Origin of the sequence: Methylotuvimicrobium sp. (genome assembly GCF_050611805.1) — a bacterium.
In the GTDB taxonomy this organism is placed as follows: Bacteria; Pseudomonadota; Gammaproteobacteria; order Methylococcales; family Methylomonadaceae; genus Methylotuvimicrobium.
Map to the genome: position 1 here is coordinate 1 of NZ_JBNGHF010000065.1, position 21,021 is coordinate 21,021.

General features: G+C 49.1%; 16 protein-coding genes, 1 tRNA gene and 2 pseudogenes. All 19 read left to right on the top strand.

Annotated features, from left to right (window positions below):
• Window positions 1-128: 128 nt before the first annotated feature.
• The 19 genes and pseudogenes from ribBA (at window position 129) to ACRJJO_RS19760 (ending at window position 20,610) form a co-directional block, all read left to right on the top strand.
• The gene (ribBA, locus tag ACRJJO_RS19670) at window positions 129-1,244 is read left to right on the top strand and encodes a bifunctional 3,4-dihydroxy-2-butanone-4-phosphate synthase/GTP cyclohydrolase II (protein ID WP_431067296.1); all 1,116 of its coding nucleotides are present in this window, start codon (window positions 129-131) and stop codon (window positions 1,242-1,244) included.
• 557 nt (window positions 1,245-1,801) lie between these two features.
• Window positions 1,802-2,278, top strand: coding sequence for a 6,7-dimethyl-8-ribityllumazine synthase (gene ribH, locus ACRJJO_RS19675; RefSeq protein WP_431067297.1), 477 nt, complete (start codon window positions 1,802-1,804; stop codon window positions 2,276-2,278).
• Window positions 2,278-2,730 (top strand): transcription antitermination factor NusB, encoded by a 453-nt coding sequence (gene nusB / locus ACRJJO_RS19680; RefSeq protein ID WP_431067298.1) that lies wholly within the window; start codon window positions 2,278-2,280, stop codon window positions 2,728-2,730. Before ribH ends, nusB begins: the two co-directional genes overlap by 1 nt.
• The gene (gene thiL / locus ACRJJO_RS19685) at window positions 2,717-3,658 is read left to right on the top strand and encodes a thiamine-phosphate kinase (RefSeq protein ID WP_431067299.1); all 942 of its coding nucleotides are present in this window, start codon (window positions 2,717-2,719) and stop codon (window positions 3,656-3,658) included. Before nusB ends, thiL begins: the two co-directional genes overlap by 14 nt.
• On the top strand, window positions 3,639-4,151 hold the full coding sequence (locus tag ACRJJO_RS19690) for a phosphatidylglycerophosphatase A family protein (RefSeq protein WP_431067300.1): 513 nt from the start codon (window positions 3,639-3,641) through the stop codon (window positions 4,149-4,151). Before thiL ends, ACRJJO_RS19690 begins: the two co-directional genes overlap by 20 nt.
• Window positions 4,152-4,470: 319 nt before the next feature.
• A tRNA-Met gene (locus ACRJJO_RS19695) sits at window positions 4,471-4,547 on the top strand.
• Between the two features lie 127 nt (window positions 4,548-4,674).
• Window positions 4,675-5,160: a ribosome maturation factor RimP gene (rimP, locus tag ACRJJO_RS19700; protein ID WP_014147426.1), complete on the top strand. Its 486-nt coding sequence runs from the start codon at window positions 4,675-4,677 to the stop codon at window positions 5,158-5,160.
• Entirely contained in the window at window positions 5,150-6,670 is a 1,521-nt protein-coding gene (nusA, locus tag ACRJJO_RS19705) for a transcription termination factor NusA (protein ID WP_431067301.1), read from the top strand. The genes rimP and nusA overlap by 11 nt, the downstream gene beginning before the upstream one ends.
• Window positions 6,671-6,680: 10 nt before the next feature.
• Window positions 6,681-6,999, top strand: a pseudogene (locus ACRJJO_RS19710) (translation initiation factor IF-2 associated domain-containing protein); the annotation flags it as partial.
• Window positions 7,000-7,499: 500 nt separating this feature from the next.
• A pseudogene (gene infB / locus ACRJJO_RS19715) lies at window positions 7,500-9,287 on the top strand (translation initiation factor IF-2); the annotation flags it as partial.
• A gap of 5 nt (window positions 9,288-9,292) precedes the next feature.
• Window positions 9,293-9,655, top strand: coding sequence for a 30S ribosome-binding factor RbfA (gene rbfA, locus ACRJJO_RS19720; RefSeq protein ID WP_014147429.1), 363 nt, complete (start codon window positions 9,293-9,295; stop codon window positions 9,653-9,655).
• Between the two features lie 5 nt (window positions 9,656-9,660).
• On the top strand, window positions 9,661-10,566 hold the full coding sequence (truB, locus tag ACRJJO_RS19725; protein WP_431067302.1) for a tRNA pseudouridine(55) synthase TruB: 906 nt from the start codon (window positions 9,661-9,663) through the stop codon (window positions 10,564-10,566).
• A gap of 451 nt (window positions 10,567-11,017) precedes the next feature.
• Window positions 11,018-11,287 carry a 30S ribosomal protein S15 gene (gene rpsO, locus ACRJJO_RS19730; RefSeq protein WP_341328054.1) on the top strand — a complete coding sequence of 90 codons (270 nt, stop codon included), beginning with the start codon at window positions 11,018-11,020 and terminating at the stop codon, window positions 11,285-11,287.
• Between the two features lie 357 nt (window positions 11,288-11,644).
• Complete coding sequence (gene pnp / locus ACRJJO_RS19735; protein WP_431067303.1) at window positions 11,645-13,729, top strand: polyribonucleotide nucleotidyltransferase; 2,085 nt, start codon at window positions 11,645-11,647, stop codon at window positions 13,727-13,729.
• Between the two features lie 1,088 nt (window positions 13,730-14,817).
• Window positions 14,818-15,126: a c-type cytochrome gene (locus tag ACRJJO_RS19740; RefSeq protein WP_341328056.1), complete on the top strand. Its 309-nt coding sequence runs from the start codon at window positions 14,818-14,820 to the stop codon at window positions 15,124-15,126.
• 822 nt (window positions 15,127-15,948) lie between these two features.
• Window positions 15,949-17,436: a RimK family protein gene (locus ACRJJO_RS19745; protein ID WP_431067304.1), complete on the top strand. Its 1,488-nt coding sequence runs from the start codon at window positions 15,949-15,951 to the stop codon at window positions 17,434-17,436.
• A 143-nt stretch (window positions 17,437-17,579) separates the two neighbouring features.
• A complete protein-coding gene (locus ACRJJO_RS19750) occupies window positions 17,580-18,668 on the top strand; it encodes a M14 family metallopeptidase (protein ID WP_431067305.1) in 1,089 nt (362 codons plus the stop codon).
• Window positions 18,661-19,794, top strand: coding sequence for a peptidase C39 family protein (locus ACRJJO_RS19755; protein WP_431067306.1), 1,134 nt, complete (start codon window positions 18,661-18,663; stop codon window positions 19,792-19,794). The genes ACRJJO_RS19750 and ACRJJO_RS19755 overlap by 8 nt, the downstream gene beginning before the upstream one ends.
• A gap of 21 nt (window positions 19,795-19,815) precedes the next feature.
• On the top strand, window positions 19,816-20,610 hold the full coding sequence (locus ACRJJO_RS19760; protein WP_431067307.1) for an RMD1 family protein: 795 nt from the start codon (window positions 19,816-19,818) through the stop codon (window positions 20,608-20,610).
• The last annotated feature ends 411 nt before the right edge of the window (window positions 20,611-21,021 follow it).

Sequence of the window (21,021 nt, forward strand, 5' to 3'; positions counted from 1 at the left end):
GGAGCAAAAATCTGCCCTGCCGCCGACGCCTGCCGGTCGAGCAACCGCACCCTCTGCGGAGCTGGCATTGTTTTATTACATATCGGAAAATTAGATAAAGAGTCTAAATACACGAACTTTCACACTAAATGAATACAATCGATGAAATTATAGAGGACCTGCGCCAAGGCAAAATGGTCATCATCATGGATGACGAAGACCGCGAGAACGAAGGCGATTTGGTCATGGCGGCGACTTTTGCTCGTCCCGAAGATGTCAACTTCATGGCCCGTTACGGACGCGGTTTGATTTGTCTGACCTTGACTCGCGAACGTTGCCGGCAGTTGCGTTTGCCGTTGATGGTCAATGAAAACAAAACCGCGCATTCGACTAATTTTACCGTGTCGATCGAAGCGGCTAAAGGCGTGACGACCGGTATTTCGGCGGCCGATAGGGCGCGCACGATTCAGGCTGCGGTCGCGTCCGATGCCCGCGCCGAAGACTTGGTGCAGCCCGGTCATATTTTCCCGTTGATGGCGCAGTCCGGCGGTGTATTGAATCGCGCCGGTCATACCGAGGCCGGTTGCGATTTGGCGCGTTTGGCCGGTGTGGAACCAGCTGCAGTGATCGTCGAGATTCTAAACGACGATGGCAGTATGGCTAGGCGGCCGGATCTCGAGAAATTCGCCGAGCAGCATCAGTTGAAAATCGGTACGATAGCTGACTTGATCCATTACCGCATTCAACATGAAAATACGCTCGAGCGTATTAGCGAGTGCAATTTTCCGACCGAGTTCGGCGATTTCCGTTTGTATGCGTATCAGGATCAAAACGACAATAAGCTGCATTTGGCCTTGGTGATGGGGCAGGTGGCGGGCGACGACCCGGTTCTAGTTCGAGTGCATGGCCGTAATTTATTGGACGATTTGTTTTCGTCGAAACGTAATGAAAATAGCGTATCCTTGCGCGATGCGATGCGGATTATCGCTGATGAAGGCCGAGGCGTGATTGTCGTGATTCGGCAAAACGAGGACAATAAGTCGCTGGTCGAGCATATTCACCAGTATCAAATGCAGGATAACGGCGTGGTGAATCCGGCATCGACAGACAGCGTCGGCGATTGGCGCTCGACCGGAACGGGGTCGAGAATCCTTGCGGATTTAGGCGTGCACCGCTTAAAGGTGATCGGCACGCAGAAAAAATATGTCGGTTTGGCGGGCTTCGATTTGGAAGTCGTCGATTATGTGGGCAAGAACGGTATTTAAATCTAGTCGCGACGAAGGCGTTGCTCCCACAAGGGTTCCGAATTCTCTGTGGGAGCGATCCCAGATTGTCCTTCGCCTAAGCAAGGTTAGGAAAAGCCGAGAGTGTTGAGTGACAATGAATGGTATCGATGTCTCATTTCCTAGCTCTCAGGGGGGGGGTATCCGCTCATCGTTATATATAAATTGTAGGGTACGCTGCGCGTACCAAAGTCGTGCCCTGGCGGTTCGGTTGGTACATGAGCATCTTGGGGTCACCATGGTACGCACAGCGTACCCTACGGGGCTACCGATCCTGCTTCGGCGCCCCATATATGGTGTCTACGAAAGACAGTTAAAACCGGAAAATAAGTCATGCTTGCTTTAGGCTCCTGTGAGTCTCAAAAGCATGCCATCCATGGCACTGGATTCCGCCAGTCCATGGCGGAATGACGGGTTTTTCATCATTCCCGCACGTCGTTAAAACGGCAGTTACGGATCTCACGGTAATGTGTGAGAAGTTAACGGAAACGGTCTTGACAAGATCGTTTCTATCGAAAAATAAGAGAAAGAGAGTTTAGATGTCGGCTATTAAAACCTATGAAGGCCATTTGTCAGTGAAGGGCGGTAAATTTTGCATCGTTGCATCCCGCTTTAACAGTTTTATCGTCGAGCAGTTAGAAGCCGGCGCTATCGATGCCTTGGTCCGTCACGGGGCCAATCGAGACGATATTTGCCTGGTCAAGGCGCCGGGCGCATTCGAACTGCCGATGGTCGTGCAACGCGTCGCCGCCGGTAAGCAATACGATGCGATTATTGCCTTGGGCGCGGTGATACGAGGCGGCACGCCGCATTTCGAATATGTCGCCGGCGAGTGTGTCAAAGGCTTGGCGTCAGTTTCGCTGCAATACGATGTGCCGGTCAGTTTCGGCGTGTTGACGGTCGATACGATCGAGCAAGCAATCGAGCGTGCGGGAACCAAGGCCGGTAACAAAGGCGCGGAAGCGGCAATGTCGGCACTGGAAATGGTTAATTTGTTCCTGCAGTTGGAAGCCTGATGAGTCAAGCGCGTACCAATGCGAGAAAAGCCGCCGTGCAAGCGTTGTATCAGTGGCAAATGACCGGTCAAAACCTCAGTGCGATCGAAATGCAGTTTTTGGAAGAAGAGCGCTTGAAAGATGCTCAAAAAAGCTATTTCAACGAATTGTTTCATGGCATTCCGAAAAGCCTCGATGTCATCGACGAAACGTTGATGCAATTCGTCGATCGTCCGGTCGAGGCGATCGATCCGGTCGAGCGGGCAATTTTGAGAATCGGCGTGTATGAGCTATTGAATCGGCTGGACATGCCTTATCGTGTCGTACTTAACGAGAGTATCAATCTAGCCAAATGCTTCGGTGCCGATGGCAGTCATCGTTACGTCAACGGTATACTCGATAAAGTGGCTCAGCAAAAACGAGCGGTGGAAATCCAAGCAAAGAACCGAAAAGCCTCGGATGCCAACGGCTGAATTCGACCTGATCGGGCGATTTTTCGCCGGAAAAAAATCGTTGAATGCGGTAACCGAGTTGGGCATCGGCGACGATTGCGCATTGTTAAACGTGCCGGCCGGTTATCGATTAGCGGTAACCGCTGATACGATGGTTGAGAATGTGCATTTTCTGGCCGGTGCCGATCCATGCGATTTAGGTTATAAATTGCTGGCAGTCAATTTGAGTGATTTGGCCTCGATGGGTGCCGAGCCGATTGCCGTAACCTTGGCGTTGACATTGCCTGATGTCGACGAATCCTGGCTTGAACGATTCGCGGAAGGTTTTTTCGAATTGGCCGCTCATTACCGTATCGATCTAGTCGGAGGCGATACGACATCCGGCCCATTGACGCTTACGGTGCAGGCCATGGGCATAGTTCCGGCGGGTCAAGCTTTGCGCCGTTCGGGAGCGCGTCCCGGGGATGGCGTCTATGTGACCGGTAAACTCGGCGATGCCGGGTTAGGCTTAAAAATTGCCCAAGGTGATTTTTGCAGTACTCAGCCGCATGATTCGCTCGAACGATTTAACCGGCCGAAACCGCGTGTCGAGGAAGGGCTGGCATTGCGCAATATCGCACGAAGCTGCATCGACGTGTCCGACGGTTTGGCGCAAGATTTAGGGCATATTTTGAAACAAAGCAGCGTCGGCGCTTGTCTCGATTGGGAGAGTTTGCCGTTGTCGGGTGCGGTTAAGGCTTATATCGAGACAACCGGCGATTGGACCATGCCGCTACGTGCCGGAGACGATTATGAATTATGTTTTACCGTGCCGGCTGATAAAGCGGCATCATTGACAGGAAGCTTTACGCGTATCGGCGTTATCGAGGATAGTCCGAGACTGAGAATTCATCGTCTCGGCACGACGGAATTGTTGAGGGTACAAGGTTTTGAGCATTTTTCTCACTGAAAAGATAGGTACAAATCAATTAACGGCTAAGACAATATTGACCGATCCGGTGTTGTTTCTGGCTTTCGGTTTCGGTTCGGGCTTGTTTAAAAAAGCGCCCGGAACGATGGGAACGGTGGCGGCCATTCCGGTTTGTTGGTTGTTTGCGCTTGCCGGTAATTATTTTTATTACGCTTTGACGCTGGCGGCCGTGATCGCGGGTGTCGGAATTTGCGGAATGGCCGCTAAGAAATTAGGCGAGCATGATTTCGGCGGTATCGTCTGGGACGAAGTTGCAGGTTTGTTGGTAACGATGCTTTGGGTGCCGTTTAGTTGGCCTGCGTTGCTTGTCGGTTTCGTGTTGTTTCGGTTGTTTGATATAGTGAAGCCCTGGCCGATTATATGGGTCGATCGCAAGGTAAGCGGGGGCTTAGGTATCATGCTCGATGATATTTTGGCCGGCATTCTGTCCGGGGTTATTCTTTTGATTATCGTGGATATGGGCTGGTTATAAGTTTTATTGCGAGGCGTTGGCTGGGCTGTCGAAAAACGCCATTTTAGCTAATTTCTGTATTCCCGCTTTTTAATCTCAAAATATCTTGGATATTGTTGGTGATCATAGGCTATAAAGCGACAGGTGTAGGGTGCGCATCGCGCACCTGGGCGTGACTTCCCGTCGGGTTCGGCTCCGTGGCAAGGTGCGCGATGCGCACCCTACGATGCTTTCACGGCTGTATTTTCGGTTTGATGACGGCATAAAGTCGTTTAATTCTCTTAAACGTCACAAATAACTTGCCAAATTCAAAAATGTGTTTATAATGTACCAAATCAATCGCGGGGTGGAGCAGCTTGGTAGCTCGTCGGGCTCATAACCCGAAGGTCGTAGGTTCAAATCCTGCCCCCGCTACCAGATTAAAAAAGGCCCCTTTTGGGGCTTTTTGTTTTTTGGGCGTTTGGATCGTTGGTTGTTTAGCGAATATAGACTTTAAGGAAGAGCCATTGGCTCTTTTTTTATGTGCGTAAATAAGTGAGGAAAAATGAAGCAGGCACCTGAACATTTGGTTAATTTGATTCAGCCGATTGTTGAAGGCTTGGGTTATGAGTGCGTCGGGATTGAATATAATCCGCATCCTCGTAACGGCTTATTACGAATTTATATCGACAACGAGCAAGGAATTTTAGTGGAAGATTGCTCGAAAGTCAGTCATCAGGTCAGCGGGATGCTCGATGTCGAGGATCCTATCCAGGGTAATTATCAACTGGAAATATCGTCTCCGGGAGACGATCGTCCGCTATTTTCTATCCAACAATTCGAGCGCTTCATTGGGCACATGGTCTCGGTTAACTTATTTAAACCGATTGAAAAGCGCCGCAAAATTTCAGGCGTAATCCAATCAGTCGACAATGACACCGTGTTTCTCCAGGAAGGCGATCGGGTTTACGAGATTCCATTTCAAGCGATGAGTAAGGCGCGGCTGGTGCCTGAGTATTTAATTAATAAAGGAGTGCACAGTGGCAAATAAAGAAATTTTATTGGTAGTGGATGTTTTTTCGAATGAAAAAGACATCGATAAGGAAATCGTTTTCCAGGCGGTCGAGTCTGCGCTTGAAGCGGCAACGATAAAACGCTATGGTAACCAAATAAAAGCGCGCGTTTCGATCAATAGAAAAACCGGCGATTATACGACGTTTCGCAGATGGGAAGTCGTCGAACCGGATGATGATTTCGAAAACGGTCTCGAATTTCCCGATGCCCAAATTTTATTGGACGATGCGCGGCAAAAAAACCCCGACATCAATGTTGGAGACTTTTTCGAGGAAGAAGTCGAGTCGGTCGAGTTTGGACGAATTGCCGCACAGACCGCCAAGCAAGTGATGATTCACAAAGTTCGCGAGGCCGAGCGCAGCAAAATTGTCGAAGCCTATACCGATAGAGTCGGCGAATTGATTACCGGCATCGTCAAGCGTATAGAAAAAGGCAGCGTTTACTTAGACCTTGGCGGGCATGTCGAAGCCTACATCACCAAAGAGGATATGATCCCGCGCGAGTCGTTTAGAATCGGGGATCGGGTTAGAGGTTATCTTAAAGCGGTTCGCTCGGAACCGCGTGGACCGCAATTGTTTGTGACTCGCGCAGCACCGGACTTGTTGGTTGCATTGTTCCGTTTGGAAGTTCCCGAAGTCGGCGAGGGTATGATCGAAATCAAGGGTGCGGCCCGAGATCCGGGTTCGAGAGCCAAAATCGCGGTCAAGGCAAACGATCCTAGACTCGATCCGGTCGGCGCCTGCGTCGGTATGAGAGGCTCACGCGTTCAAGCGGTATCGAACGAGCTTGCCGGCGAGCGTATCGACATTATTTTATGGCATGAAAGCGAGGCGCAATTTGTAATCAATGCAATGGCGCCTGCCGAAATCGAATCGATCGTAATCGATGAAGATAAGCACAGTATGGACTTGGCGGTTAGTTCGGATAATTTGTCTCAGGCGATAGGCCGAGGCGGTCAGAATGTTCGCTTGGCAACTGAATTGACAGGATGGGAGCTGAACGTGATGGATGCGTCGAAAGCGCAAGAAACCAGCGGTGCTCAAGCCAATATAACCAAACAATTATTTATCGATCAATTAGGTGTCGACGAAGAAATCGCTTCGATTTTGGTCGAAGTCGGATTCGATTCGATTGAGGAGATTGCTTATGTTCCGGTTAATGAAATGCTGGAAATTGAAGAGTTTGATAAAGAACTGGTCGACGAATTAAAAGGTCGGGCAAAGGACGCGCTGTTAATTAGTGCAATTGCATCGGAAGAAAAAATCGAGACGGCAGAACCTACGCAAGAACTGCTGGAGATGGAAGGCATGGATGAGGCCTTGGCTTATGAGTTAGCAGGCCAGGGCATCGTAACGTTGGACGATCTCGCGGATCAGGCGGTTGATGATTTACTGGATGTAACCGGTGTGGATGAAGAAAGAGCGGCAAAATTAATCATGAAAGCGCGTGAGCGATGGTTTGCCGAGGACCAGGGCGAATTAGGATAGGGGGCAAAATATGAGTGATAAAACAGTAAGGCAGTTAGCGGAGGTAGTGGGTATACCTCTAGAGCGATTATTAGAGCAACTGAAAGAAGCCGGATTATCCGTGCATGCCCCTGATGACGTAATTAGTGAAGACGAAAAAGTTAAGTTGCTGGCTCATTTACGTAAGCGGCACGGTAAATCGACAGGGGAGACGGATGCCGCTCCGAAACGCGTAACGTTGAAGCGTAGGACGGTCAGCGAGCTGAAGCAAAGCAGCGCTCCGGGCAGCTCGGCAAAAACCATCAGTATCGAAGTTCGCAAAAAGAAGACCTACGTTAAACGCACTGAAGTCGCGCCCGTAGGGGATGAACCGAAGGAGTCGGAAGAAATCAAAAGAACAGCGGAACAGATTCAGGCAGAGCCGACGCCGGTAAGCACCGAGCTGCCGCCGGTTAGCGCTGTAACGGAAGAGAAGGTAGCCAAAGGCGAAGAAGAATTATTCGAGCGGGAGCAACCGGTTGACGAAGCCGCTACGACAGAGGCTCCTCAGGATGATATTGGCGTAGACGATTCCGAAGCGATCGATAAAGAAGCGTTAACCGAAGCTCAAGCCATTGAGATTCGCAAGGAAACCGAGCGAAAAGCTAGACTTACAGAAACCGAAAGAAAAAAAGAGGAAGAGAAAAAACGTCGCCTCGAAGCTGCGGTAGAAAAAAATGCCGAAAAAGTGCGGCAATTAGCAGCAGCCAGAATGGAAAGTCAAAAGAAAAAAAGACAAGGAGGACAAGCTGCAGGGAAAGGTAAGAAAAAAGGCAAACAAAAGGACAAAAGCGGTGCTCAGGCCGATTTGAAGCATCAATTCGAGAAACCGGTTGCGCCGGTCATCAGGGATGTCACTATTCCTGAACATATTATCGTTTCCGATTTGGCGCAAAAAATGAGCGTCAAGGCCGCCGAAGTCATCAAGCAATTGATGAAAATGGGCATGATGGCAACGATTAACCAGAGTATCGATCAGGAAACGGCGGTGCTGCTAGTCGAGGAAATGGGCCATAAAGCCATCATGCAAAGCGATGACGATTTGGAAGCCGAAATTTTGGCGGCTCTGAAAGAAGAGAGCAGTCAGGAAATGTCTCGCGCACCGATCGTTACCATCATGGGACATGTCGATCACGGTAAAACATCCTTGCTGGACTACATCCGTGAAACTCGCGTGGCAGCCGGTGAAGCGGGCGGTATTACCCAGCATATCGGTGCCTATCAGGTTGTTACCGATCACGGTTCGGTAACCTTTTTAGATACGCCTGGACATGCTGCATTTACCGCGATGCGTGCTAGAGGCGCGGAATTGACCGATGTGGTTATTGTCGTAGTCGCGGCGGATGACGGTGTGATGCCGCAGACTAAGGAAGCTGTCGAGCATGCGCGTGCGGCCAATGTGCCGATCATCGTCGCGATCAATAAAATCGATAAGCCGCAAGCCAATCCGGAAAAGGTTATGCAGGAAATGTCCACGATCAATGTGGTGCCCGAGGAATGGGGCGGCGATGTGCAGTTCATCAAGGTTTCGGCTAAAACCGGCGAAGGCATCGATGATTTGATCGAAGCGTTGATTTTGCAGGCCGAGATCTTAGAATTGAAAGCACCCTCGGAAGGGTCGGCTTCGGGTATCGTTGTCGAGTCCAGGCTGGATAAAGGCCGTGGCGCGGTTGCAACGATTCTGGTGCAGCGCGGCATGCTGGAAAAAGGGCAATTCGTTTTGTGCGGTCATGAATACGGTCGTGTCAGGGCAATGTTTAACGAGAACAGTAAAGCCGTTAAAGAAGCCGGTCCGAGTACGCCGGTTGAGATTCTAGGCCTGTCGGGCACCCCGAATGCCGGCGACGAGTTTTTGGTCGTGCAAAACGAGCGTGCGGCGCGGGAATTGGCCGAGCATCGTGAAGATAAGAGCAAAATCAGCCGCATGGCCGCGCAGCAAGCCGCTAAATTGGATCAAGTGTTCTCAAAAATGGCGACCGGCGAAACGGCTAGTTTGAACTTGGTGATTAAAACCGATGTTCAAGGTAGTTTGGAGGCCTTGCGCGAATCTTTGATCAAGCTGTCCTCGGATGAAGTCGAGGTTAAGGTCGTTTATGGCGGTGTCGGCGGCATCAACGAAGGCGATGTCAATTTGGCGTTGGCTTCCGGCGCGATTTTGATCGGCTTTAATGTTCGTGCGGACACCGCCGCGCGTAAATTGATCGAAGAAAAAGACGTCGACTTACATTACTACAGTGTGATTTATCAGGCGATCGATGAGGTGAAAAGTTCGATTAGCGGCATGCTGGCGCCCGAGATCAAAGAGACTATTGTCGGCTTGGCCGAAGTTCGTGATGTGTTCCGATCGCCGAAATTCGGTGCGGTGGCTGGTTGTATGGTCGTCGAAGGTTTTGTGAAACGTAACTTGCCGATTCGCGTATTGCGTGAAAACGTCGTTATTTACGAGGGGCAACTGGAGTCGTTACGCCGCTTCAAAGACGATGTTGCCGAAGTCAAAATGGGCATGGAATGCGGTATCGGCGTTAAAAACTATAACGATGTCAAAGTCGGAGACCATATCGAGGTTTTCGAGCGTGTTGAAGTGAAACGGGAGTTATAAACGTCATGGCCAGAGAATTTAGCCGTAGCGCACGGGTTTCGTCCCAGATCCAAAAGGAGCTGGCGCTGATTCTACAGCGAGAGCTTGATGTGAAGCGCGTAGGATTCGTTACGGTTAACGAGGTCGTTATCAGCAAGGATTTGGCCGTCGCCAAGATCTATGTCACGGTGCTTAATGCCGACGATCAAGGGAAAAAAGACAGTATTAAGTCTCTGAACGATGCGACGCCCTTTATTAGAAGCGAATTGTGCAAGCGCATGCGCTTGCGCAATATACCGGAGTTACGCTTTTATTATGACGATAGCTTTGAGACCGGTATGCGCGTGGCTGAATTATTGAGCGAATCGAAGGATAAAAAAGAGGATTGAGCGGAATGGCAAAGCGTAAAAACGGGCGCGATATTCACGGAATATTGCTGCTCGATAAACGCCTCGGTGTTTCGTCGAACAGAGCCTTGCAGGAAGTCAAGCACTTGTTCAATGCGAACAAGGCCGGGCACACAGGCAGTCTCGATCCTTTGGCATCGGGATTATTGCCGATTTGTTTCGGCGAAGCGACCAAGGTTTCTGGATTCATGCTCGATGACGACAAACGTTATCAGGTGGTTGTTCGTTTAGGAGTGGTTACCGATACCGGAGACGCGGAAGGTCAGGTGATTAAAACGCGTCCGGTACCGTCTCTATCCGATGATGAGATTCTGGCTTGTCTGGAAAACTTCGTAGGCGATATCGAACAAGTGCCGCCGATGTATTCGGCGCTTAAGATCAACGGCAAAAAACTTTATGAGTTGGCCAGACAAGGCAAGTCCGTCGAACGCAAGGCTCGCCCGATTACAATATACAAGATCAATTTGTTGAATCGTCAAGAGGCGCTTCTGACGTTGGATGTTTGGTGTTCGAAAGGCACTTATATCAGAACCCTGGCGGAAGACATCGGCGAGCGTCTGGGTTGCGGGGGAACGGTTATCGAACTTCGCAGGCTGGCAGCCGGCCGCTTTGTCATCGACGAAGCAAAAACGATCGAGCAATTGCAGGCCATGAGCGAAAACGAACAGCTGAATTGCTTGATTCCGGTCGATAAGCCGATCGACTCGATACCTGCTGTGGATTTGTCCGAAGAACAGGCCAATTCAATCAAGCAAGGGCAAAATTTGACGCTTAAAAATTCGTTGGAGGGGCCTGTGCGAATGTATACGGGACGGCAATTTTTAGGTTTGGGCGAAATGTTAATGGATGGTAAACTGGCGCCTAAAAAAATATTTAATATGAGTCCTTCTTAATATACTTCGCGCGGCCACATTTTGCTGTTACCCAAGCTCCAGCTTGGGTAACCTGTTCAGGAAGCTCTAGCTTCCCGATAATCAAGGAAAATTGAACGAGCGAGTCGGGGTTGATTGAGAATGTGCGGAGGTTGTGTCGGTCTCAGGAAGCTCTTGCCCTGAGCCCTTCGGCTGCGGTCAGGAGAGCCTTGTCGAAGGGGGAGCTTCCGGGGTGTGTTTCCCAAGCTGGAGCTTGGGAAAGAGCGTACATGAGTTCTTCTTACATATATACTTTTGCACTTCAAATTTCGGCAGTGTCAGAGGAGGCGCCGAATTTTGATCTACGACGGGTATACTAATTTCCGAATAGTTTTGTTTCTGCACCCTATTGCGGAAACACATTATCCTGGCATCGAACTCGGTGCTTTGTATTTTTTATTAACAATATTAATCTTATAGGGGTTAAACAGAAATGCCATTTACCGCGGAACAAAAAAAAGCAGTCGTTGAAGAATATCGTTTGAGTGAAACCGATACCGGATCTCCGGAAGTGCAAGTCGCATTGCTGACGGCGCACATTCTTCATTTGACGCCGCATTTTGCCGAGCACAAAAAAGACAATCATTCCCGTCGCGGTTTACTGCGGATGGTTAATCAGCGCCGCAAGTTGTTGGATTACTTGAAAAAGAAGGATATTAACCGTTATCGGTCATTGATCGAGCGCTTAGGATTGCGTAAATAATAATAAAAAAGAACGGCCTGAAATTACTATTCAGTGCCGTTCTTTCATTTGTAAGGATTTGGTCATAAATAACGTTCCTATTTTTGGAGGGTTCGGTTGCTCGATTGGCAGGTGTCGGCGGCAGGGAAAGCCGCCGCCAAGCCTACAAGGACGTATTCACCCAGCACTTAAATTCCATAGCCTTTTGACTATGGTAACTATCTTGCATAATTTAGGTGCTGGGTTCACGGCGTCCTGCCAGGCGAGTTACCGTACCCTCGACAAAGCTCATGACCCCAGGAAGTTAATTTTCGCGAAATCCTAAGTAAAGCAATAAACCGATTTTGATAACAACCCTTAACCTATAGGAACCGTATAGTGAATCCGATTCGGAAAGAATTTCAGTATGGCGATCAGCTCGTTACGCTGGAAACCGGTGAGATAGCTCGTCAGGCGGACGGCGCTGTAATGATCGACATGGAAGGAACCACCCTTCTAGTGACAGTCGTTGGAAAAAAAGAAGCAAACAGCGGCGGAGATTTTTTTCCATTGACTGTCAATTATCAGGAAAAATCCTTTGCCGCGGGTAAAATTCCAGGCGGCTTTTTTAAACGAGAAGGCCGGCCGAGCGAAAAAGAAACGTTGACCTCCCGCCTTATTGACCGTCCTATCCGCCCCTTATTTCCGGATGGCTTTACCAACGAAGTTCAAATTATCGCCACCGTTCTTTCACTGAATCCTGACATCGATCCAGAAATTCCTGCCTTGATTGGCGCTTCCGCAGCGTTATCGATTTCAGGGTTACCCTTCAACGGACCCGTCGGTGCGGCGCGAGTGGGTTATAAAGAGGGGCAGTACTTATTGAATCCGACGCCTTCTTTGTTGGCCGAATCGCAATTGGAATTGGTTGTTGCCGGTACGGAGCATGCGGTGCTAATGGTCGAATCCGAAGCGCAATGCTTGTCCGAGGAAGTGATGCTCGGCGCCGTGTTGTTCGGGCATGAGCAAATGCAAACGGCAATTGCAGCGATTAAAGAACTGGCCGCGATGGTTAACAAAGCGCCGATGGCGTGGCAACCGGCGACTGCTAACACCGAGCTGGAATCTTTGGTGGTAGCTGAAGTGGAAGCCGGAATTAAAGCGGCTTATCAAGTTCCTGAAAAACTAGTCAGACAAGAGCAACTGAAAGAAATTCGAAATGCTGTTGTCGATAAGTTGACGGCTGATGAGCAATATAGCGAATCCGACATTCGAGGCATCATCGAAAATCTCGAAAAGAAAATCGTACGCGGTTCGATTCTTGAAGAAGGCAAGCGTATCGACGGACGTGACCTGAAAACGGTTAGACCTATTTCAATTCGTACCGGCGTATTGCCGAGAACTCACGGTTCGGCGTTGTTTACCCGCGGCGAAACGCAGGCCTTGGTTGTCGCGACCTTGGGCACCGAACGTGACTCGCAGATTATCGATGCTCTGGAAGGCGAATATCGCGAAAGTTTCATGCTGCATTATAACTTCCCTCCTTATTGTGTCGGTGAAACCGGTTTTGTCGGTTCTCCGAAACGCCGGGAAATTGGCCACGGTCGCTTGGCAAAACGCGGCGTTCAAGCCGTATTGCCGAACATGGATGAATTTCCTTATGTCGTGCGCGTCGTTTCCGAAATTACCGAGTCGAACGGTTCAAGTTCGATGGCGTCGGTGTGCGGCAGTAGCTTGGCGCTGATGGACGCGGGCGTGCCGATTAAGGCGCCGGTTGCGGGTATCGCGATGGGTTTGATTAAGGAAGGCGATCAATTCGCAGTCTTATCCGATATCATGGGCGATGAAGATCATTTGGGCGACATGGACTTTAAAGTCGCCGGTTCAGAGGAAGGCGTAACCGCGCTACAGATGGATATCAAGATCGACGGCATTACCGCCGAGATCATGAAAGCCGCACTCGAACAAGCCAAGCAAGGCCGCTTGCATATTTTGGGCGAAATGAACAAAGCGTTGTCCGAGACTCGCGGGCAAATGTCCGATTATGCGCCGCGTATTATTTCGTTCAAAATCGATCCTAGCAAAATCCGCGAAGTCATCGGTAAAGGCGGTGCAACGATCCGCAGTATCACCGAACAAACCGGTGCAAGCATCGATTTGACCGATGACGGCGTCGTCAAAGTCGCTTCCGTCGATAAACAAGCCGGAGAAGAAGCACGTCGTTTGATTGAGGAAATTACCGCGGAAGTCGAAGTCGGAAAAACCTATGAGGGCAAGGTTGCCCGATTGATGGACTTCGGCGCATTCGTGACGATTCTGCCGGGAAAAGACGGTTTAGTGCATATTTCTCAGATTTCGGACGAGCATGTCGACAAGGTTAGCGATAAGCTATCCGAAGGCGATGTCGTCAAAGTCAAAGTGCTGGAGATCGATAGACAGGGTCGTGTCAGATTGAGCATGAAAGCTGTTGATCTCGAAGAGTAATTCGTAAAAAAACTGACGAATTGAAAAGGGCCCTAACGGGCCCTTTTTTATGGCCTACTGAATTGCCAAGGTTTCATTTAAGGGTAAATTCATTTGCCAGGACGATTCTATGGCTTCGACATAAGCCGCGGGTGTCGAGCATCAGTGGCTTTCCTTCACCTAGCGTTAGGTGAGGGACGACGAAGGCGGCGATGAACGCTCTGTGGGAGCGATCCCCTGATCGCGATTTCGAAGTCGAGATTGTTAAGTGACAATAAATGGTATCGAGGTCTCATTGGCTAAGATTGTAAAAGAGTAATTTTTGACTTATGTATAAAGATGAGAGCTCCAGCTTGGGTAACTAGCTCGGGAAGCTCTAGCTTCCCGACAATCTAGGAAGAGTGAAAGAGCAAGTCGGGGTTGATTGAGAATGTGCGGAGGTCGTGTCGGTCACGGAAAGCTCTTGCCCTGAGCATGTCGAAGGGGGAGCTTCCGGGGTGTCTTTCCCAAGCTGGAGCTTGGGAAAGAGCGTGAACAGGGATTGGCGGAATCCCTTGCCTGGGATGGCAATGCGTAGCTTCTTCACATCATTATTAGTGCATACAGAGTCTTTTTTATTCCGGAAATTCATTGGTTACTCTCCGGGCCAAGCTCCAAATTACCCGTTCGTTTTTCAATAAAGCTCAGGCGAACGGTAATTTGGAGTGTTCAATCGGGCCTGTTTAACCAACCTTAAAAAATGTAGTGTCCATGGTCTAAGATATTGAATTATAGAATAAAATCAGCCTTTATCATTTGTAGTGACTATGGGTTGTGACATTGCATATTATCATTAATTTTCAATTCCTTATGCTCGCCAAATGGTAAGGCTGGGTTAAGCCAAAAGACAGGTTTTGCGATTCAAGTCGGAAAAACCGGATCATTCATGGCATTGCTATTTCCTTGAAAATGGCGTAAAAACTAAGCTCCATCGTTGATGGTTACTAGGCGGGGCTGCTTTGTCCTTCTTAATTGTCCGGATTAAAAAACTCAGTAGGGGTGTTAATAATAACTCAAGATTTCCGCTACTGATTCCTGACAAGAATAATTTGTATATTTAGGAGAGTCACATGAGTAAATCTTTAAAAATCGCTTTATTTTCTGCGCTGTCGTTAACTGCTGTAGGCGTTGCTCAGGCCAATGATGTTTTTAATAAAAATTGCGCCGCTTGTCATGCCGGCGGTAAAAACGTCATGAATCCGGATAAAACTCTTTCATCAGAGAGTTTGGAAAAAAACGGCGTGAATTCTTTGGATGCAATCAAAAAACTGGTTTCTGAAGGCAAGTCCCCAATGCCGGGATTCGCATCGACTTTGAGTAAAGAAGAAATCGAAAGCGTTTCGGCCTATGTGCTGGAACAGGCTAAAAAAGGCTGGTAATTGCCCTGAAGACCGGGGAGAGCTTTCGCGCGACCCGGTCTGTACTCATCAGGCACCCTTTCAAAATAGTTCAAAGAAACAGTTTCTGAGGCAGCGACGCCACGTTTCCACCTATCAAACCGATTGTTTAAGTGATTCATATCTTCAGGATAGGAATCGGGTAGAGTTTCGCAAGTATTCCTGAGTTACCAAGCCTAGAAATGTTATGCGATGCGTATCCTGCGGCTCGCTTTAAGTTTCCTGATTAGCAAGATGCTTCAGCTTGCTGAAGCCAATTGTCCGAGCAGTGGCCAGTCGTAGCCACTTCTGCGGGACGGGTTATTTAAGGCTATGTATGCGGTAATAGTGTATCTATTCAGTCCCCCGGCAATTATCGTTCCCACGCTGGAGCGTTGGAACGATAGGGGGTGTGAATAATTACTTCGAGATTGGTGTAGTATTCACTTCAACTATTAACGCGAACATAGCTTTATTTAACCCGTCCCCAACGTTTCGGTTTGCCCTAAACATTTCGGCTGACTTCGGCCAAAGTCAAAACGTTTAGGACGGGGTTGCAAACCCCGTCCTGCTAGGGATATGCTGGTTTTTGGGCTTTAGCTGAAGAAACTTGCTAATCAGGCTAAGTTTTTACCCCAGCTTTATTTTGTAAAAGCTGGATAAGGGCATAAGTTGAATCTTGCGTAAATATTCTTAATGCTTTAGATTGCCGTCTTTCTGGACTTCCTTTGTTTTGTATGGACCCGCGGTTCAGAGAAAAGCTGTTTTCGTAATTGGACGGAATTAGTATTTCCAGACCTCTACTTCATTACCCAGGCGGAGCCCGTGCATTCTTTATATATCGTTGTCGATCGCCTGGAAGACTGGGCGCCTTATTATCCGAGTAGCGACCTTCTTACCGTCGAGGCTTATCTGACATTGCCGGAAAGTAAAAAAGCCGGTAAGACACAGGTAATCAATCTATGCCGAGATTATGATTATCTCGGCACCGGTTATTATTGTTCGCTGTTGGCCGAAGCACGGGGCCAACGGGTAATTCCGTCGATTCGCAGCATCAACGATTTGGCCAATCATCATTATTACCGTCTTTACGATAACAATCTCGATAAATACTTGAGTAAACATCCGGCAGGTTACGGGCAACCCGATACGGAATATTTCGGGATAAAAATTTTCTTCGGTAGGGTGTCTTATCCGCCGCTTGAAAAATTGGCTAGGCGTTTGTTTGAGCTCTATCCCAGCCCGATTCTGAATGTCGAATTCAAGCGGGGCGAACGTTGGGAAATCGTTGGGATTACGCCGGGCAATCTATCCGAATTGAATGAAAACGAACAAAATCAATTTGCGGAAGCGATTGATGCTTACAGTCGTAAGATTTGGCGCAAACCTCGTTCGCGTAAACGGTTTCGCTTCGAAATGGCGATTCTCTACAATCCGCAAGAGGAGTTTCCGCCGAGCGATACGAAAGCCCTGAAATACTTCATCAAAGCCGGAAATGAGTTGGGTTTGGATGTCGATCTGATCGATAAAAACGATTTCGCGCGGCTTTTGGAGTACGATGCCTTGTTTATCCGCGAAACTACAGCGATCGATCATCATACCTACCGTTTTGCCAAACGGGCGGAGAGTGAAGGTTTGGTGGTGTTGGACGATCCCGATTCGATTCTGAAATGTGCGAATAAGGTATTTTTGGCTGACTTATTGAGTGCGCATGGTGTTCCGACGCCGAAAACGCAGTTGATCATACGCGACAAGCCGTTGGATTTCGACGAATTGGAACAGAGCTTCGGTTATCCGCTTGTACTCAAGATTCCTCACGGTTCGTTTTCGCGCGGCGTGGTCAAGGCGCATGGCCGCGACGAGTTGGAAAACCAATGCCGCGAATTATTCAAAGAATCCGCCATATTGTTGGTGCAGGAATATGTGTTGACCGACTACGACTGGCGAATCGGTTTTTTGAACAACCGACCGATTTATGCCTGTAAATATTTTATGGCGCGCGGGCATTGGCAGATCTACAACCATAGCAGCGATAAAGCCAAAGGTAAAAGCGGCGGCTTTGAAGCGCTCGCTGTCCACGATGTGCCGAAGGATGTCGTCAAAACCGCATCGAAAGCGGTTAAGCTGATCGGTGACGGGTTTTACGGTGTCGATATGAAACAAATAGAAGGTCGCAACGTGATTATCGAGATCAACGATAATCCGAGTATCGATAGCGGTGTCGAGGACGATTATTTGGGCGAGGATTTGTATCGCGTCATCATGGAGGAGTTTGTACGCCGATTGGAGCGTAAACATAGTGCTTATGCTTGAGACAGGAAATTTCAAGGCGGTTTAGGAAAAAGCATAAAATAACTTCCCTAATGATTCCTTCGTTCCGACTGGGAGCTCATCTACCTTAACCGCAGCGTACCTTCGAGTTCCCTATTATTTTCAGCAAACCGGATGAATACATTATGCCGAGCCATTACGACCTAGAAAGCTTTTCCACAGACTATTTCGACGCACGCGATAAGTTTTTGTCCGCCTGTTCCAGTCAGCCAGGTCATCTGAGGCGTTTTCAGCATTCATTGTTAGCCGGCGACAATCAACCGTTGTCGACCGAGGTGTTTTGGCTCGGTGAAAAACAGGTTAGTAAGGTGTTGGTCATTATCAGCGCGACCCATGGCGTCGAAGGTTTTTGCGGTTCCGCAGCGCAAATCAATTGGCTCAGACACGCACCGATGCCCACTGGCGATACCGCAGTGTTGTTCGTTCATGCCTTGAATCCATTCGGCTTTGCTCATTTGCGCCGCGTCAACGAAGATAATGTCGATTTGAATCGGAACTTCATCGATTTTTCCGATAGCCCTGTCAATCTGGGTTATCGAGAATTGGCCGATGTATTGCTGCCGGAGCATTGGTCCGACGCGAACGAAAAAAGCGCAATGCAAACAATCAACGATTACCGGAAACTTTACGGTCAACGCAAGACCGAGGAAGCGGTCAGCAGCGGTCAATACGAGTATCCGCAAGGCTTGTTTTATGGCGGCGCTACTTCCACTTGGTCGAGACAAGTGGTTGAAACCGTGATGCGCGAATTCGATTTGGCGAATCGGCAACGAGTCGCGGTGGTCGATATCCATTCCGGGCTCGGACCCTATGGTTATGGTGAAGTTATTTCGGATCATCCGCCTGGCTCCAAAGCTGCGACATTGGCGAAACGTTGGTTCGGCGACAGCGTCACCGAGCCGGCGCTAGGGACATCGACTTCGGTACCTAAGCTGGGCTTGCTCGATTATGCCTGGCATAAGGCTCTGGGCGATCGCGGCTGTTATATCACGTTGGAATTCGGCACCTATTCGCTCGATACGCTGTTTCAGGTGTTGCGTAAAGAAAATTATTTTTGGCACAGAGATCCAGAAACAAGGCAGCTCAGTCATCCGATACGGCAACAAATTCGGGATTATTTTTATCCGGATAAGAAAGATTGGCAGGAAATGGTACTGTTTCGTAGTGAGCAAGTGTTAACGCAGGCGCTTGATGGATTGGCGGGTAATGACTGATTCTGCAAGCGCCGAAGAAACACCGAAAATCGTGTTTCGTAGTGCAGTCAAAAATGACGTTCGGCAATTGTTAGCGATCGAAAATGCTTGTTTTACGCAGGATAAATTAACCTCGCGCAATTTTCACTGGATGCTGGAAAGAGCCAATGCCGATATCATCCTGGCCGAAATCGAAGATAAAGCGGCGGGATATGCGCTGTTGCTGTACCGCAGAGGCGCATCGTTGGCGCGGCTCTATTCGTTCGCGGTGTTACCCGAATACCGCGGACTCGGTATTGGTGTGGGCCTGCTCAATCACTCGGAAGCACGCGCCCGAGAGCGCGACTGCGTGTATTTGAGGCTTGAAGTTCGTCCCGATAATCAACAAGCGATCACGCTGTACCGAAAACAAGGTTATCGGCAATTCGATACCAAAGAAGATTATTATGAAGATCACAGCGAGGCGCTGTGCTTCGAGAAACGAATCATCTATCCGCATCCGGAAACCCGCCTGACCGTGCCGTTTTATCGGCAAACGACCGATTTCAGCTGCGGCCCTTCGGGGCTTTTGATGGCGATGGCCGGACTCAAGCCAGACATCGAATTGTCGCAGGCGCATGAACTGCAAATTTGGCGCGAATCGACGACGATTTTTATGACCTCCGGGCATGGCGGATGCGGACCTCACGGTTTGGCGCTGGCGGCTTGGCGGCGAGGTTTTGCGGTCGATGTATATTTGAGTCAACAAGACGTGTTGTTTATCGACAGCGTGCGCAGTCCCGAAAAACGCGAAGTTATCAGTCTAGTGCAGGAGGATTTTCTGCGCCAGCTCAAGCAAACCGACGTGCGGATGCATTTCGATAAAATCACGCTCGAAGCATTGACCGGGCATCTGGATGCGGGTCATATTCCATTGATTTTGATCAGCACTTACCGGATCAATCGCAACAAAGCGCCGCATTGGGTAGTCGTGACCGCGCATGATCCGCACTTTATTTATTTGCATGATCCCGATGTCGATACCGAGCAGCATGCCAGCGAAGCGGATAATTTTTATGTGCCGGTGCCGAAAGCCGAATTTTTGGCGATGTCCCGCTTCGGGCGCAGCCAGCTCAGAGCCGTTGTGATCATCGCGCGGCGCGAATGACTAGAGGACTAGAGGAAAGTTATGACCAACGATCGCCCTATCAGGCACTGTTTAACCGTTTGCCTTGCGCAATCCTTCGATTTTCCGGCATTGCGCGAGAAAATGTTGATGTCGGGGCGCGTCAAGGCGTTTAGAAATGCCTTGGTTGTCGACTATAAAAGCGGCTGCTCGATTGTATTCGCTTACGGCGTCGCCGTGCATTGGAACGTGAGTTTGGACGAGCGGCGCAATCTTCATGATTTGTTACTAGACTTCGCGATCAAGCCCGATGCCGAGCCGCAGGAAGACAATTTCAGCTACGAAACGAACTCCGAAAAATACCGGATACAAAGCGATCATATCGAACTGATCGACGCCGATCAGATGGTGCTCCTGGCAGTGTCTCATGCAATGGCTCAGTCGATCAAACTGGCCGCATTCGAAAGCCATGCGATCAATACGATCCGCGAAACCAGTCATTTGCCCGAATCCTTGGCCAGGGAAGGGAAGATACAACTCGGCAGAAAAGCCACCGCGATGATCCGGGGGCAATTATTTCTGACCAAGAGCGATATTATTTTGAATTACGATCTGCTCGATACGCCCGAGTTTTTCTGGGAGCATCCGGAGTACCAGAGCATTTATTCGATGGCGGCAAATTATCTCGAAATTCAGCCGCGCACCGAAGTATTGTCGAAAAAACTCGAGACGATACACGAATTGTTGGAAATGCTGGCCGACGAGCAAAAACATCAGCATTCGTCGTTTCTCGAGTGGATCATTATTTATTTGATCGCGGTCGAGATCGTGATGTCTTTAGTCGACAGAGTTTTTTGATGCGTTGGCAAAAGACTCTAAACGACTGTCTGAATAACATATTTGAAATAGGGGTAGATGGTTCGCGAGTCGACTTCATAGGCGGCGCTCTTCGCTATCCTAGAAAAAGCATTTCACCATTCATCGTTCCCACGTTTTGCGCTCAGCGTTATACATAAATTGTAGGGTACGCTGCGCGTACCAAAGCCGTGCCCTGGCGGTTCGGTTGGCACATGAATATCGCGGGGTTACCATGGTACGCACAGCGTACCCTACGCGGTTCGTCTAGCGTTAGGTGATCCGCTAATGTTAAGTGACAATAAATGGTATCGAGGTCTCATTGGTTAAGATTGCAAAAGGGTAATTTTGAACTTATGTATAGGGCCAGTAGCTAATAAAGCTACATACTGAGCTATAATTTTAAATGACTTA